General features: G+C 44.4%; 14 protein-coding genes and 1 other annotated feature. Of the genes, 5 read left to right on the top strand and 9 right to left on the bottom strand.

Features of this window, described 5'->3' with window-relative positions:
- The first annotated feature begins 101 nt into the window (after window positions 1–101).
- A complete protein-coding gene (gene fldB, locus VER99_RS02345; protein WP_014230845.1) occupies window positions 102–620 on the top strand; it encodes a flavodoxin FldB in 519 nt (172 codons plus the stop codon).
- A gap of 82 nt (window positions 621–702) precedes the next feature.
- Here fldB and brnQ read toward each other — a convergent pair whose 3' ends face one another.
- Window positions 703–2013 (bottom strand): branched-chain amino acid transport system II carrier protein, encoded by a 1311-nt coding sequence (gene brnQ, locus VER99_RS02340; protein WP_014230844.1) that lies wholly within the window; start codon window positions 2011–2013, stop codon window positions 703–705.
- Between the two features lie 331 nt (window positions 2014–2344).
- Between brnQ and VER99_RS02335 the strand changes: the two genes are divergently transcribed.
- Window positions 2345–3064, top strand: a complete 720-nt coding sequence (locus VER99_RS02335; protein WP_020335914.1) for a tRNA1(Val) (adenine(37)-N6)-methyltransferase — start codon at window positions 2345–2347, stop codon at window positions 3062–3064.
- 107 nt (window positions 3065–3171) lie between these two features.
- Window positions 3172–4395 (top strand): ATP-dependent RNA helicase SrmB, encoded by a 1224-nt coding sequence (gene srmB, locus VER99_RS02330; RefSeq protein WP_014230842.1) that lies wholly within the window; start codon window positions 3172–3174, stop codon window positions 4393–4395.
- A gap of 66 nt (window positions 4396–4461) precedes the next feature.
- On the opposite strand, the gene yaaA is transcribed toward srmB, so the two are convergent.
- Together yaaA and VER99_RS02320 are read right to left on the bottom strand one after the other, a co-directional pair.
- Window positions 4462–5238 carry a peroxide stress protein YaaA gene (yaaA, locus tag VER99_RS02325; RefSeq protein WP_014230841.1) on the bottom strand — a complete coding sequence of 259 codons (777 nt, stop codon included), beginning with the start codon at window positions 5236–5238 and terminating at the stop codon, window positions 4462–4464.
- 108 nt (window positions 5239–5346) lie between these two features.
- On the bottom strand, window positions 5347–6780 hold the full coding sequence (locus VER99_RS02320; RefSeq protein ID WP_014230840.1) for an alanine/glycine:cation symporter family protein: 1434 nt from the start codon (window positions 6778–6780) through the stop codon (window positions 5347–5349).
- Between the two features lie 723 nt (window positions 6781–7503).
- Here VER99_RS02320 and VER99_RS02315 point away from each other — a divergent pair.
- Complete coding sequence (locus VER99_RS02315; protein WP_014230839.1) at window positions 7504–7689, top strand: DUF3545 family protein; 186 nt, start codon at window positions 7504–7506, stop codon at window positions 7687–7689.
- Between the two features lie 230 nt (window positions 7690–7919).
- On the opposite strand, the gene VER99_RS02310 is transcribed toward VER99_RS02315, so the two are convergent.
- From VER99_RS02310 to nfo, 3 genes are all read right to left on the bottom strand, one after another.
- On the bottom strand, window positions 7920–8471 hold the full coding sequence (locus tag VER99_RS02310) for a hemerythrin domain-containing protein (protein WP_014230838.1): 552 nt from the start codon (window positions 8469–8471) through the stop codon (window positions 7920–7922).
- 111 nt (window positions 8472–8582) lie between these two features.
- Complete coding sequence (gene ung, locus VER99_RS02305; RefSeq protein WP_020335913.1) at window positions 8583–9263, bottom strand: uracil-DNA glycosylase; 681 nt, start codon at window positions 9261–9263, stop codon at window positions 8583–8585.
- 277 nt (window positions 9264–9540) lie between these two features.
- Window positions 9541–10428: a deoxyribonuclease IV gene (gene nfo / locus VER99_RS02300; protein WP_014230836.1), complete on the bottom strand. Its 888-nt coding sequence runs from the start codon at window positions 10426–10428 to the stop codon at window positions 9541–9543.
- Between the two features lie 327 nt (window positions 10429–10755).
- On the opposite strand from nfo, the gene grcA reads away from it, so the two are divergent.
- Window positions 10756–11133 carry an autonomous glycyl radical cofactor GrcA gene (gene grcA / locus VER99_RS02295; RefSeq protein ID WP_014230835.1) on the top strand — a complete coding sequence of 126 codons (378 nt, stop codon included), beginning with the start codon at window positions 10756–10758 and terminating at the stop codon, window positions 11131–11133.
- A 119-nt stretch (window positions 11134–11252) separates the two neighbouring features.
- On the opposite strand, the gene thrC is transcribed toward grcA, so the two are convergent.
- From thrC to thrA, 3 genes are read right to left on the bottom strand one after another with little or no spacing between them, the layout of a single operon-like run.
- On the bottom strand, window positions 11253–12533 hold the full coding sequence (gene thrC / locus VER99_RS02290; RefSeq protein WP_020335912.1) for a threonine synthase: 1281 nt from the start codon (window positions 12531–12533) through the stop codon (window positions 11253–11255).
- The gene (gene thrB, locus VER99_RS02285; RefSeq protein ID WP_020335911.1) at window positions 12530–13486 is read right to left on the bottom strand and encodes a homoserine kinase; all 957 of its coding nucleotides are present in this window, start codon (window positions 13484–13486) and stop codon (window positions 12530–12532) included. Before thrB ends, thrC begins: the two co-directional genes overlap by 4 nt.
- A 20-nt stretch (window positions 13487–13506) precedes the next feature.
- Window positions 13507–15966 carry a bifunctional aspartate kinase/homoserine dehydrogenase I gene (gene thrA / locus VER99_RS02280; RefSeq protein ID WP_020335910.1) on the bottom strand — a complete coding sequence of 820 codons (2460 nt, stop codon included), beginning with the start codon at window positions 15964–15966 and terminating at the stop codon, window positions 13507–13509.
- Window positions 15967–16020: 54 nt separating this feature from the next.
- Window positions 16021–16140 (bottom strand) — a sequence feature (Thr leader region).
- Between the last annotated feature and the right edge of the window lie 16 nt (window positions 16141–16156).

Here is a 16156-nt window from a genome sequence, read left to right as displayed (position 1 = left end):
AAAAAATAGCTTCGTGCGTTAATCTAACGATATTCGCTGCATTCGCAGGCAGTTTAAGGTTAAAATCCTCTATAACAGCAACATAAAATACGACGAATATAATGAAAATCGGACTCTTTTACGGCTCTACGACCTGCTATACCGAAATGGCAGCAGAGAAAATTCGTTCCATCATTGGAGAAGATCTTGTCGACATTCACAATGTGAAAGAGACACCGCTAGCTTTGATGGCTGACTACGATTTATTGCTCATTGGTATTTCTACCTGGGACTTTGGTGAAATCCAAGAGGACTGGAGTGCTATTTGGCAAGACATCGCAACGACGCCATTAAAAGGAAAAGTGGTCGCATTATTTGGTTTGGGCGATCAAGAAGGCTACGGTGAATGGTATCTGGATGCTATGGGTCTGCTCCATGATGAGCTGAAAGAAACTGGCGCACAATTTATTGGTTACTGGCCTAATGAAGGCTATGAATTCGAAGCCTCTAAAGCACTCACTGAAGATGGCAGCCAATTTGTAGGTCTGGCATTAGATGAAGATTCTCAGTACGACTTGAGTGACGAACGCATTGAGAAGTGGTGTGAACAAGTTCTAGTCGAATTCCACGATACGCTTTAATCGCTATTCGGTTTCCACGCCAAAAATAAAAAGCCCGATGAATCACTTCATCGGGCTTTTTGTTATTCGTCGTTATGTAAACTTACGCCGTTTCTTCTACCAGCTCATTCTGAGGCTTAGAAATGAAGAACATACAAATGATCGCAGCCAGCGTTGGCAGAACCCAACCCATACCGATTTCAAATAGAGGTAGCATGTTGAAAGCCGATACATCCATACCTGCTACTTTTGCTGCATCTAGTAACGCAAACAACAAAGAAACAAGCAGTACTGCGCGGTAAGCAAAGCGAGTGTTAGGCAGTTTGCTACGCACAAACGTTAACGCTACCAATGCAATTGCTACAGGGTACAGTGCGAACAACACTGGAACAGACAGAGAAATCAACTGCGCAAGACCAACGTTAGCAACCAACGCACACACAGAACCGTTAATCAGAACCCAGTGTTTGTAAGACAGCGACGTTTTAGAACTGAAGAAATCAGAACACGCAGAGATAAGACCGATCGCCGTAGTCAAACATGCCAGTAATACGATCACTGAAAGTACGATTTGACCGTAAGGACCAAACAGTGCCTGAACGTATTGGCTCAGAACCAAACCACCATTATCAGCACCCGCAGCTACTGTTGCACTGGTTGCGCCTAAGTAGAACAGCGAAATGTATACGAACGCCAGACCAGCAGCTGCAATACAGCCAGCAAAAATCAGGTATTTTGTTGTTGCCGCGCGCTCTGTAATGCCTTTACCACGAAGCGCATCCACCATCAGCATACCGAACATCAGTGACGCGAAGGTATCCATGGTGTTGTAACCTTCTAGGAAGCCTTTCGTTAGCGGTTGAGTTAAGTACTCGCCTGTTGCACCGATCATTTCACCTTGAGGATCAATAAATACTGCAAGAGCAAGAACAATCAAACCAAGGAACAGGACAGGAGTCAGCACCTTACCAATCAAGTCGATCAAACGTCCCTGGAACCATGAGAATAGCATCGCGACAACAAAGAACAGCACTGAGAATGCCGTCAGGTTTGTTTGAGACGCTTCAATAAAAAATGGTTTAACAGCCATTTCGTAGGCCACAAGGCCAGTACGAGGAGCCGCAAATGCAGGGCCAATAATAATGAAGATCAACGCTGCCATCACAACCGCTGCTTTTTTCGGTAGATCTTGCGTTAGATGATCCCAAGTTCCGCCAGCTACAGCGATAGCAACGATAGTAATAAGAGGTAGACCTACCGCTGTTAGCAAGAAACCGAACATCGCTGGCATTAGGTTTTCACCAGCCAATTGGCCAGCCAACGGTGGAAAGATGATGTTGCCAGCACCTAAAAAGAACGCAAACAGCATAAAGCCTACTGCGATAATATCTGTTAGTTTTAATGTCTGTTTCACAGATAACCCTTGTCTAAAAAATGTGTGAATGTTGTGTTATGCATCGACCACTTTTGGAGTCTTTGTTATTAACAAGTACTCGTGGTTCAATCTATAAAATAGCGCCGCATAATGACGAAAGAATCATCATTTGGCAACCTATGAGAAAAAAACACCATATTAATTTATATATAGAATTAAAAACCAGTTAATCTAACCAATATAAAACAAAAATCTAGAAATTTATCTCGATCAAACAACGATACAATTTACTAACCTACAACACAACAAACCACACAATTAATAAACATTAGATGAAAGAACTGAAATATAGAGCATATATAAAATAAACATGAATAACGAAAAACATAAAACTAAGAGCTTCAAGTTTAAGCAGTTTTTCATCGAAGGTGGTGAAAGTGGCATGCCGGTCAGTACAGATGGCGTGATGCTAGGAGCCTGGGTTGAAAGCCCTGAAGATGCTGAGATACTCGATATAGGCACAGGCACAGGTTTGTTGGCATTAATGTGTGCCCAACGCTTTAGCCGAGCGAAGATAACGGCCGTAGATATTGAAACCACAGCAATCGATGCCGCTCAGAAAAACTTTACTCACTCTCCATGGCAAGAGAGGTTATCTGTTTTTCATGCCGATGTGCTGACCTTCACACCATCTCAGTTATTCCAGCGAATCATTTGTAACCCACCCTATTTCAATAGTGGCGAGCAATCCAAACAGAGTCAGCGAGCGACAGCAAGACACACAGACTCTCTGCGCCATGACGCCTTGCTGCATCGTTGTTACCAACTGTTAGAAGAGGATGGAAAAGCCAGCTTTGTGTTACCTGTCACCGAAGGTGAGCAGTTTATCGAGTTAGCATTACAACAGGGCTGGTATTTATCTCGTCTTTGCCGTGTGCAGCCATCAGAGAGAAAGCCAGTTCATCGTGTGCTGTTTGAGTTAGCGAAGCAGCCTTGTGACACTAAAATATCTCACTTGATCATTCACTCATCAGACGGGTACAGCGACGATTTTGTCCAGCTAACCCGTGAGTTTTATCTTAAGATGTGAAATAACATGTGATCCTTATCACCAATCACTTTATAATGTGCGACCTTTTCGTATTTTAAGCTGTTGCGGCGAACCATTAACCAAGCCTTGCTTGTGGAGAACTCATTGTGATCAGAACCTTTGCTGAACTTGATCTAGACTCAAACTTACTTGATGCCATTGAAGAAATGGGCTTCGAACGCCCAACAAAAGTCCAGGCAGAAGCAATCCCACAAGCGTTGGATGGTCGTGACATTCTAGCGTCAGCACCGACTGGCACAGGTAAAACAGCAGCATTCGTATTGCCTGCTCTGCAATACCTGCAGGATTTTCCACGTCGTAAACCTGGACCTGCGCGTATCCTTATCCTAACTCCAACGCGTGAGTTGGCGATGCAGGTTGCGGATCAAGCCCGTGCGCTGGCGAAAAATACTAAGCTCAATATTTTTACCATCACCGGTGGTGTTCAGTACCAAGAGCACGCTGACATTCTTGCTACCACGCAAGACATCGTTGTTGCGACACCAGGTCGTCTGCGCGAATACATTGAAGCTGAACGCTTTGATTGCCGTGCGATTGAATGGTTAATCCTAGACGAAGCTGACCGCATGCTAGACATGGGCTTTGCGCCAACAGTCGATCGTCTATCGAACGAGTGTCGCTGGCGTAAGCAAACCCTTCTGTTTTCTGCAACATTAGAAGGCAGAGGCGTTGAAGGCTTTACTGCGGACCTGCTGAATGAACCTGCAGAGATCGATGCGAAGTCACCGCTACGCGAACGTAAGAAGATCGCACAGTGGTATCACCGAGCGGACGACGCAGAGCATAAACTCGCGCTACTCAAGCACATCATCACGGAGCAGGCAGAACGTACTATCGTATTCCTGAAAACGCGTGAACGTCTGGCTGAACTGCGTAGCCAGCTTGAAAGCGCACAGATTCCATGTTCATGGATCCAAGGCGAAATGCCACAAGATCGCCGTAATAACGCGATTGCACGTTTCCGTGATGGTACGGTTAACGTTCTACTCGCAACAGACGTTGCAGCTCGTGGTATCGACCTTCCTGATGTGTCACACGTGATCAACTACGACTTGCCACGTACAGCAGATGTTTACCTGCACCGAATTGGCCGTACCGCTCGTGCTGGAAAAAAAGGTAACGCTATCTCAATTGTAGAAGCGCACGACCAGCCGATGATGGATCGCGTCGCTCGTTACGTTAAAGAAGACATCAAAGAGCGTTTCATCAAAGAGATGCGTCCAAAACACAAAAAACCTGTGTTTAAGAAGAAAAAGAAAAAAGACGATAAGAAGAAAACTGCGAAAAAGAAAGTCGCTAAAAAGAAGTAAGCTTGTAAGTCTAAAATAGCGAAAGGGTTGGCAATGCCAACCCTTTTTTGTGTCCGGAGTTTGAGCTTAGTTCTGCTCTTCTCGTTTAAAGACCAGCTCAGTTGGCGTCGACTCTTCTTCAACAAAGTAGTAACCCGCCGTATCAAACTTGGTCAGGTCAGCCACACTCTCAATACGATTTTCGATAATGTAACGCGCCATCATGCCACGCGCTTTTTTCGCGTAGAAGCTGATCACTTTGTATTGGCCATTCTTACAATCTTTAAAAATTGGCGTAATAACCTGAGCGTCAAGGTTCTTAGGTTTCACCGCTTTAAAGTATTCATTTGATGCAAGGTTAATAAGCACATTGTCACCTTGCGCTGAAATCGCCTCATTAAGCTTGTCAGTGATGATATTGCCCCAGAACTGGTACAAGTTAGTGCCCTTGTCGTTCGCAAGCTTAGTACCCATTTCCAGACGGTATGGCTGCATCAAATCCAATGGCTTCAACAAACCGTAAAGGCCAGATAGCATACGCAGATGATCCTGAGCGTAATCAAAGTCAGCTTCAGACAAGGTTTCCGCTTCAAGACCCGTATAAACATCCCCTTTAAACGCGAGGATCGCCTGACGCGAGTTTTCAGTCGTGAAGGTTTCACTCCACTCTTGGAATCGCCCTACGTTCAGATCTGCAATTTTGTCGCTCACCTTCATTAACGACGCAACATCAGCAGGCGTCAATTTACGGCAAACTTCGATCAGCTCTTTGGAGAATTCAATTAACTCAGGTTGAGTAAACTTTTCCGTTGCTAACGGAGACTCATAATCCAGTGTCTTAGCAGGAGAAACTACGATAAGCATGACTTTGACTCTATCCTTTTAATTTTATATACCGTTAAGGGTACAAAAAAAGCCATGCATTGTCTGCATGGCTTTATAAATAGTGCTAATAGCTTTTAACTATGACACTCAGTCTTTTTTGTCGTTGTACCAGATGCCTTCTTCCAGCTGAGATTTCAGCTCTGGGAAATCGTTAGCATCAAATGTTGGTACCTTACCAGCGTCTAGCTGACGGTTGTAGTCTTTAGCCAGCTTGATAACGATGCCCGATAGCAGAATAATCGCCACCAAGTTCACAATCGCCATTAGACCCATTGACACATCAGCCAACGACCAGACCATTGGTAACGAAGCTACCGCGCCAAACATCACCATACCCAGGAAGATGATTCGGAAAATACCGATACCCGCTTTATGGTTATGCTCAAGGAAGACTAAGTTAGTCTCAGCGTATGAGTAGTTTGCAATGATCGAAGTAAACGCGAAGAAGAAGATTGCGACAGCAACAAAAATGCCACCCCAGTCGCCCACTTGCGAGCTCAATGCGCGCTGTGTCAGTTCGATACCGGTAACCTCTGTCGCCTGACCTACGTATTCACCAGACATCAGGATGATCGCTACCGTAGAAGAACAGATCACGATTGTATCCATAAACACACCCAGCATCTGAACGTAACCCTGAGACGCAGGATGCGGCGGGTACGGCGTTGCTGATGCCGCTGCGTTAGGCGCCGAACCCATACCAGCTTCGTTCGAGAATAGGCCGCGTTTTACACCGTTAATCATCGCTTGTGCGATAGCGTAACCTAAACCACCAGCCGCTGCTTCTTGCAGACCAAAGGCACTCTTAACAATCAGAGCAAGTACCGCAGGAAGCTTCTCGATGTTGGCAAACACAACCACTAGCGCGAGCGCAAGGTAAAGCAGTGCCATAAGTGGAACAATCATTTCCGCGACTTTAGCGATACGCTTGATACCACCAAAGATAACCGCAGCAGACAAGGCAACAACACCAATACCAACGTATAAAGAGTTCCAGCCAAATGCCGTACTCATCGCATTAGCAATAGAGTTAGCTTGAACGGCATTGAATACCAAACCAAAAGCGATGATTAGGAAAACCGAGAACAAGACGCCCATCCAGCGCATGCCCAAACCTTTTTCCATGTAGTAAGCAGGACCACCACGGTAGTTGCCATCATCATCTTTGGTTTTGTATAGCTGTGCCAGCGTACTCTCTGCAAACGATGTTGCCATACCCAGCATCGCGATCAGCCACATCCAGAAGATAGCGCCTGGTCCGCCCGCTGTTAGTGCAACTGCCACACCGGCCATATTACCGGTACCAACACGTGCTGCGAGACTGGTACAAAGTGCTTGGAAAGAAGAAATACCAGCTTTGTCTGCTTTGCGACTGTTCTTTAGAACCGAAAACATGTGCCCGAAGTGGCGGAACTGGATGAATCCCAATCGAAAGGTGAAGTAAATACCTACACCAACAAGAAGATAAACCAGAATCGAACCCCAAAGGAGATCGTTCATCAAATTGATTAAGTCTGTCATGCGTACCTCAAAGTGAGTTGCGCCGGTCTATGCATCCTAGCCATCCACCAGATTGCTGCTAAGTGTCAAAGTGTGCTTAGCTAATTAAGTAGTGTTTGTTTTTAAGGGCAATCTAGAATCGTAAATGTCGCTTCATGCATCCATTTTACGTACCAGCGTATTTTTTGACGGGCGGATAATGCAACCTAGAGACACAAAAATCAATATGAAACTTAATGCTTAATGTTGTTATATTTCACTATAAAGTCACCAAAAAATAACATAAATAGAAGACTCAACCATCACATAACGCAACATATCTCTTACCTAAAGATAACAATGATATTCAATTTATAACCAATAGAGTTTCAGTCCATGTTTTCGGTTTAAGGCTAGTATTCATAAGGTGTAACAGAAAGTTACCTCCTTAATAAAATCGTTAGTCGACCACTATTTAACCAAAGTGGTTTTATGCAACTTTTACCTTGGCTTTATGCTCTAATTCCAGCCTTCTCGTTAACACAGAAAATCTCTTCATTTAATCGTTTTCACTGGCTCGTTTGGGCATTTTTTATGCAAGAAAGACAAACTAAAGTGTGATTGTGGAAGTGTTTTTGCACGAAAATGTCATGATACAGACACAAATTCGAAATATGTCATGGCTATTCTCACAATTATTGTGGTAATTAAAAATCTCCACAAGGACTGGTTACAACAGTTTAGATAAACAAGGTAAGGTGGCTTATGGACGGCTTTCAACTAGATGACATTTTTAATCTGGATACTACCTCAACAACCAAATCTCGTGCCAAACCAATGAAACGTAAATGGCGAGAAATTGAAGAGATGAACGACAGACGCAATTTATTAAAAGAGCTGCGTGAACTTGATGTCTGTAACGATTACAACCTAGACGACATCAAACTCTAATTCGAACAAAAGGCACCTTACGGGTGCCTTTTGTTATTTCGAAAAGAGCGATTCATCAAGGGGGCTAAGAGCACTTAGAACGCACTTGGCCTTCGTTCTCATATATTGAGAATTTTGAGCACGTTAAACCTATATTCAGGCTTAACTTTATTTCTCGTTAATTCTTATTAAATAAGAAAAGTAGTGAGAAAACCCGAGCAGATTCCACATTTGCCCGGGCGAATGTTACTTTAGATGTATTCCATATCGCTCTGACGCACACGCTCCGCCAACTGTTTATAGCGGTCAGCAATGGTATCGCCAAATACCGGATCATCCTCATTTTCACTCCAGAGACTTTCTACGTACTGCCAGTCTTCAGTCGTAAACAGCTCTTCTATTAACGGCAGGATCTTCCGCTCTTCAAGTTCGAGGTGGCGTTTCTGTGAATCAATGAAATCTTCGAGATGTCTTACAAACACATCTTGAGGTACCACAGCATCTTGCAGAATCATCTCGATCACCGTTGAGAATTCTTTGGTCTTTTCGGCGAGATCTTTATGTTCCTGCTCTAGGTTCTCCATGGTTCGTTGCTTACCATAATGTTCTAGAAAATGATGGTAGAGGATGTCCTCTTTTGGATGGTGAACTTGTTCTGAATGAGTAGAGAGGTAGTCAACAATCTCCCCCACTAACGCATAGTTAATGGCTCGTTCTTGTTTTATTTCATTAAGTTTGTGGCGCAATATAGCCAACAGGCGAACCATGTAGCCGTGTTCGCGTCGAATTCTTTCGATCATCATAGCGTCTCTCCTTAACACCTGCTTCTAATAAGTGTACATGAGAAATGCATTACCAGCTTGAGCCTGCTCAAAAAAACAGCGATAAGAAAACCTTAATCGCTGTTGTTAGCTTTACACCGTCATCGGCAAATGCCAATTTATCGGCTCTTTACCTTGGGCTGTAAGTAGTTGGTTTGCTTGAGAGAAGTGCTTACACCCCAGAAAGCCTCGATGGGCAGAGAGCGGAGAAGGATGAGGAGCAGTAAGGACATGATGCTTGGAACGATCAATAAATCGTCCCTTTTTCTGCGCGTGCGCGCCCCATAACAGGAACACAACCCCCTGCTGATGCATGTTTATCGCTTCAATCACTTTATCAGTGAACGCTTCCCATCCCGTTTTCGAATGTGAATGTGCTTTGCCCTGCTCAACCGTCAGCACGGTATTAAGCAGTAATACACCTTGCTCGGCCCAACTTTGCAAGAATCCATGTTGAGGGATTTCAAAACCGTCGATATCCTGAGCGAGCTCTTTGTATATGTTCACCAATGAAGGCGGAGTTCTCACGCCTGGCAAAACCGAAAAGCACAACCCGTGCGCCTGATTCGGACCGTGATAAGGATCCTGACCTAAAATCACCACCTTAACATCGCTAAACTCGGTATAGCGAAACGCATTAAACACATCTTTGCTTGGCGGATAGATCGTTTTCCCCGCCGAACGTTCCGATTCAACAAAGTTTAAGGTGTCGACAAAGTAGCTGAGTTTTTTTTCTTCGCCGATCACATCGTGCCATGTCGGTGACTGATTCATAGAAAGTTCCTGTCCGAAAGTGTTGCTCTATTCTAACCAGCAACACTTAAACAGACAAAAACTTCCCCCAACTTGAGAGCGGTAATTCGAATTTAGTGTTTCTGCGGCGTTCGGAAGTGACCTTGGCCCGTGATATGACGGTTAGGTGCAGGTAAACGAACCGAACGTCTGGTATGTGAAAAAGGAGTAAAAGTGTTTGGTCGAGACATAATGCAATCCTTCTTTGTATGGCCCCAGTAACCACTAAGAAAGAAAAGTGCCAACTATGACAACGGCATTAATTTTTGTTGAATTCTTCCAAATGGTAACCACGAAGAGTATCAATTTCTCGATGCCAAATGTCAGGATCAATTGTCTCTAAAATCAGAGGGATACCATCAAAACGAGAGTCTCTGGCAATATACTCAAAGCAGTCCCAACCGATTTCACCTTTCCCTAGAGAATGATGACGATCAACTCTGCTAGCAAATTCGACTTTTGAATCATTTAAATGCATCGCCCTTAAATAGTGCATACCAACGATACGGTCGAATTCCGCAAACGTGTGTTGGCAATCTTCTTTCGTTCTTAAATCGTAGCCTGCGGTAAAAGTATGACAAGTATCGATGCACACACCCACGCGCTCTTTATCGTCCACTTGCTCAATGATTTCAGCGAGATGCTCAAACTTCCAGCCTAGGTTGGTACCCTGACCCGCCGTGTTCTCAATAACAGCAATAACATCTGGTACTGCTTTATGCGCAAGATTAATTGATTCTGCAATCGTCGCTAAACACTCTTGTTCAGATACTTTCTTTAAGTGACTTCCTGGGTGAAAGTTTAAAAGTGTCAGACCAAGCTGATTACAACGCTCCATTTCATCGATGAATGCCGCTCGAGATTTATCAAGCTTCTCTTCTTCTGGTGCACCTAAGTTAATCAGGTAGGAGTCATGCGGTAAAATGCTTTCAGTACCAAACCCGAGCATTTTGCAATTGGCTTTAAATGCACTGATGGTTTTAGCTTCAAGAGGTTTTGCCACCCACTGACGCTGGTTTTTGGTAAATAAAGCAAAAGCATTAGCGCCAATCTCACGCGCACGCAAAGGGGCCTGATCGACACCACCAGCCGCAGAGACGTGAGCGCCGATCATCTTGTTCCCAAACTTGTTTTTCATGTTTGTCATTTAATCACTTCAGACTTTCAGTGTGCGTACCTAAATACAATTAGTTACACATCACAGGTTAAATTCAAATCAACAATATGTAGTAAATTAACAACATAAATGCATTTAAAATATTTTTTATCTTATCAAAAATAGTGTAATCAGTATGTTTTTAAACACTTTATTGATTTACCTCAACAAAACAACCTTAATAAAATTAATGTTTTTGGTTGTTTTTTGACTTAAATCAATATTAAAATAGTGGTTATTAGCTATATAATACTCAGCTCAATAAAAGTTTGAAAACTAACACCAATAAACACCACGTAAGTGGACTAGGAGACAGTGATGATCCAAGGTATCCAAATTACTAAAGCAGCGAATGACGAACTACTAAACTCTATCTGGCTACTAGATGGTGAAAAAAACGAAGCTCGTTGTATTGCAGCATCAGCAGGCTATGAAGCTGACCAAGTTATTGCAATCAGCGACCTAGGTGAATACGAAAGCCGCGAAGTAGCAATCGAAACGGCACCTAAAATTGAAGGTGGTCAGCACTTAAACGTGAACGTGCTTAAGCGTGAAACACTAGAAGATGCAGTCGCTAACCCTGAAAAATACCCTCAGCTAACCATTCGTGTTTCTGGCTACGCAGTGCGTTTCAACTCACTAACTCCAGAACAGCAACGTGATGTAATCGCACGTACGTTTACTGAGTCTCTATAATAAAGAGACACCCCAGTAAGTTTTGAAAGCGGCGCTCACTGAGCGTCGTTTTTTATTGCCTCTATAAAATAAAAAAGGTGGAGACTAAGCTCCACCTTCTCATTTAGCTTGCATTTAGCTTATTGTACGCGACGCAGTACTGTTTTTAGTGCATCAAAATCCGCATCTAAATCTTCAGACAATAGGTCCATCACAGCATGCTTAGCCAGTGGTGCTGGTAGGTCGATATCAGATCCTAAGATATCATCCACCACTTCTTTGAACTTCGCAGGGTGAGCAGTACATAGGAACAAACCAGTCTCACCGGCTTGAAGCTGCTCATCCAGTACGCGATAAGCGATTGCACCATGCGGCTCGCATAGGTAACCCAGTGAGTTCAGCTCTTTTACTGACTCGGCACTTTGCTCATCAGAAACTGCACCTTTGCCCAGCGTTTCCAAGCCCCACTCTTTTACGCGGCAAAGCTCTTCGATACGTGGCCAGTTGTTTGGTTGGCTTACGTCCATCGCGTTAGATGTCGTTGCAACCGTTGGTTTTGGATCCCACTGTCCTGTTTCTAGGTAGCGAGGTACTGTATCGTTCGCATTTGTTGCGGCAATAAAACGTTTAATTGGTAAACCAAGCGCTTTTGCCAGCAAACCAGCGGTTAGGTTACCGAAGTTACCACTTGGTACAGAGATAACCAGGTTCTCACGCTCTTGTTTACTCATTTGCGCTGCTGCTTCAAAGTAGTAGCAGATTTGCGCCATCAAACGGCTGATGTTGATTGAGTTCGCTGAGTTTAGTCCGATTTCTTCACGCAGAGCGGCATCATCAAATGCCTGCTTAACAAGTGCCTGACAAGCATCGAAGTCACCGTTAATTGCTACTGTATGGATGTTCTTACCTAGCGTACAGAACAGCTTTTCTTGTAGCGGGCTGATTTTGCCTTTAGGGTAAAGAATCACAACGTTGATGTCTTCCATACCGTAGAAAGCATGTGCAACCGCAGCACCTGTATCACCGGATGTTGCTGTAAGAATCGTGATCTTACCACCAGTAGATACCGCAGCCAGTGATTGCGCCATAAAACGACCACCGAAGTCTTTAAACGCCAGTGTCGGACCATGGAAAAGCTCTAACGCATAAACGCCATCTTTTACTTGTTTGATAGGCGCTGGGAATTGGAAAGCCGCATCAACCATAGAGTTCACTTGGTCTTCTGTCAGCTCATCACCAATCAATGCAGAAAGAATTTTTGTACTACGCGAGACAAAGTCTTCTTCTAGCAGCGCATCAATATCATCAAATTTTGGTAATTCCGATGGAAAAAACAGGCCTTGGTTACGACCTAATCCTTGGCGAACGGCTTGGCCAAAGGAAACTTGTTCATCATTTTCTTTTATATTGTAAAGCTTCATAGCTCACTTCCTGTTACTTTCGAACCCTGTTTATCCAGACGACAAACGTGGACGAATCCTTCTTCGTTTTGTACGTAGTTTTGTTCTAACCAGCGAGCAACTCGCTCAGCGACATCTTTCTCTTTGCAAATACTGAACAGTGTTGGGCCACTGCCAGAAATACCGGTTGCTAACGCGCCTGCAGATGCTGCGTATTGGCGAGCGTTTGCAAAACCTGGTAGCAGTTTCTCACGATACGGTTCTGCGATCACGTCTTTGATCATTTTCGCCGCAAGTTCCGGTTGACCAGAATGACACGCGTGAATAAAGCCTGCAAGGTGTCGACCGTGAGCTATGATATCTTGTCGACGGTACTGAGATGGTAGGATCTCTCGAGCTTCAGCAGTAGACACTTTGATTCCCGGATAAGCCATTACCCAGTACCAGTCATCAAAACATGGCACTTCCTGGCTAATGATACCAAGCTCTTCAAGCATCAACTGCACGCCACCTAAGTAACAAGGTGCAACGTTGTCATAATGGATACCACCAGAAATTTTACCTTCCATCTCGCCCATTAGCGCTAACAGCTCAGTTTCATTAAGTGGTTGCCCGTGAAAACGGTTCAAAGCATCTAATGCAGCAACAATAGAACAAGCACTGGAACCAAGACCAGAACCGATAGGCATGTTCTTCTCGAGTGTCATTTCCAATGGTTTCAGCTCTGCGCCCTTTCTATCTAGCTCGCGAGCAAATACAACCCAACAGTCGTAAACGATGTTTTCTTTTGGTTCTGTAGGTAACTTCGAGACGAAGTTACCTGCGGTTTTCAAGCTAAATGGCTCAGAACCAGATTTCACTAGGACTCGATCACCCAATAAGGTGCCATCGATAGGAGAGACAGCCGCTCCCAAAACATCAAAACCTACGCTTACATTACCAATTGATGCTGGGGCATAAACCACTACATCCATATCACTTGAACTCATTACTGTTATACCCCTAGTTTCCAACCTAAAGTACGCATCACATCTGAAAATACGCCTGCTGCGGTAACTTCCGTACCTGCACCGTAACCACGAAGTACCAATGGGATTGGTTGGTAGTAACGGCTGTAAAACGCCAGAGCGTTCTCACCATCTTTAATTTTGAACATTGGATCATTTTCATCAACGATAGCAATGCTGACTTTGCACTTACCATCATTGATTTCACCAACATAACGTAAAACTTTACCCTCTTCAGCGGCTTTTGCGACAAGATCTTTAAAGTACGCATCAGCTTCAGGAAGTCTCGCCATAAACTCATCAACACTGCCTGAATCATCAAAGCCCGGTGGCAGCGCTTGATCAACCACAACGTCTTCCAACTCTAGCGACATTCCCGCTTCACGCGCCAGAATAAGAAGCTTACGAGCCACATCCATACCCGATAGATCATCACGAGGATCCGGTTCGGTGAAGCCGTTTTCTTTCGCGATGTTGGTCGCTTCGCTCAAGCTCATGCCTTCGTCTAGCTTACCGAAGATGTAAGATAGTGAACCAGACAAAATGCCGGTGAATCGTTCAAGCTCATCACCCGCTGAAATGAGATTCTGCAGGTTTTCGATAACCGGCAAACCCGCACCAACCGTTGTCTCGTACATCAATTTACGACGAGAGCTGCGTGCTACATCGCGAAGCTGGTGGTAGTAAGCCATGCTTGCTGTATTGGCTTTCTTATTTGGAGTAACAACGTGGAAACCTGCCGCCAAGAAATCAGCGTACTGGTTAGCAATGGCTTCACTCGAAGTACAATCAACCAAAACAGGGTTAATGATGTGGTTACGTTGCACAAGTGCAATCAGGCGCGCTAGGCTGAACTCTTCAGTGGCTGAAGACATGCGGTCGCGCCAGTGTTCCAGTGGCAGCCCTTCACTATCCAGAAGCAGACCCTTACTGTTTGCCAGACCACATACGCGAATGATGATGCCTTTTTCTGCCAGTTTAGCTTGTTGGCGTTCAATCTGATCCACCAGCTCGCCACCAACACCGCCGATGCCTACGACGAAAACATCAAGGAAGTGTTTAGAATTGAACAGGTTCATGTGACAGGCTTTGATTGCTTCAGAGATCTTATCTTCTGGGATTACCGCTGAGATAGCGCGCTCTGAAGAACCCTGTGCGATTGCAACAATGTTGACGTTTACTTCAGCAAGAGATGAGAAGAAACGTGAAGCCACACCACGTGATGTACGCATGCCGTCACCAACAAGGGTCACGATAGCAACATCATCGATAAACTCTACTGGTTCAAGCAGACCATCTTTCAGTTCAAGCTCAAACGCTTCTGCCAGTGTCTGCTGCGCTTTTGCTTTATCTTCTGCTTCGATACAGAAGCTGATGCTGTATTCTGATGATGACTGAGTGATCAGTACGATTGAAACACCCGCTGAAGACATAGCACCAAATACACGGCTCGCCATGCCAACCATGCCTTTCATACCTGGCCCAGAAACGTTCACCATGGTCAGGTCATTCAGAGTAGTAATACCCTTGATAGCCAGGTTATCTTCACCAGTATCTTGGCCAATCAGCGTACCTGCACCTTGCGGGTTAAAACTGTTCTTGATTAAGCATGGAATGTGGAATTGAGCAATTGGAGCGATGGTTTTCGGGTGCAGAACGGACGCACCGAAGTAAGACAACTCCATCGCTTCCTGATAGCTCAGTGATTTTAATAGTCGTGCATCTTCTACCAAGCGAGGATCACAGTTGTATACGCCATCAACGTCAGTCCAGATTTCACAACAATCGGCGCGAAGACAAGCAGCCAAAACCGCAGCCGAATAGTCTGAACCGTTACGACCTAGAGTAACCAGTTCTCCTTTCTCATTGCCGGCAGTAAAACCAGGCATGATGTTGACATGACCTTGAGGAAGAGGCTTTTGGCGGAAGTTTTGTGTAGAAATATCAACATCAACCATCGCTTCAAGATGATCGCCTTGAGCATAAAGGTATTCAACCGGATCAATTAGGCTGGCTTTTTGACCTTTTGCTTCAAGTACCGCTTTCATTAGTTGAATAGAAACACGTTCACCTTTACTGATGATGCGCGCATTCACATTGTTTGGACACATGCCTAACAGGCTGATGCCATGGACAAATTGACGTAATTGAGAGAGCGAGGTTTTAACTTGATTGTCGTAGCCAGTCCCATCCAGATTAGGAACCAAGGCTTGGATATCGGCAAAAAGCGTTTTAAACGATTCTTCTAACTCGTTAATTTGTAATTCTGCTTCACCATTTCGCAAAGCGCCTTCAATCACAGCAACCAGTTTATTAGTTGTTTTACCCGGTGCAGAAAGCACGACTGCGACTTCTTCCTGTTGAGCATTATTCGCAATGATATCTGCTGCTCTTAAAAAGCGATCTGCATCAGCCAATGATGAACCGCCAAACTTCAATACTCGCATCCCTTCCTCCAGTGTATCTTCTTAAACTTGTCTAAATTTTGTATTAAGAAAGCATAAAAAAAGGCCTGTATCTTGTTGGATACAGGCCTTTTTTGTGAATTTCTTTCGCTCAGCAGCCTGCCCCTACAATTGTAATGTCGGTAATAATAATGGTGGTGGTCATTACAACGAGGCTGTTAACTGGCATAAA

This window comes from Vibrio natriegens NBRC 15636 = ATCC 14048 = DSM 759, assembly GCF_035621455.1.
In the GTDB taxonomy this organism is placed as follows: Bacteria; Pseudomonadota; Gammaproteobacteria; order Enterobacterales; family Vibrionaceae; genus Vibrio; species Vibrio natriegens.
Note: the sequence above shows the minus strand (reverse complement) of the source record. Positions and strands in the feature narration are given on the sequence as shown.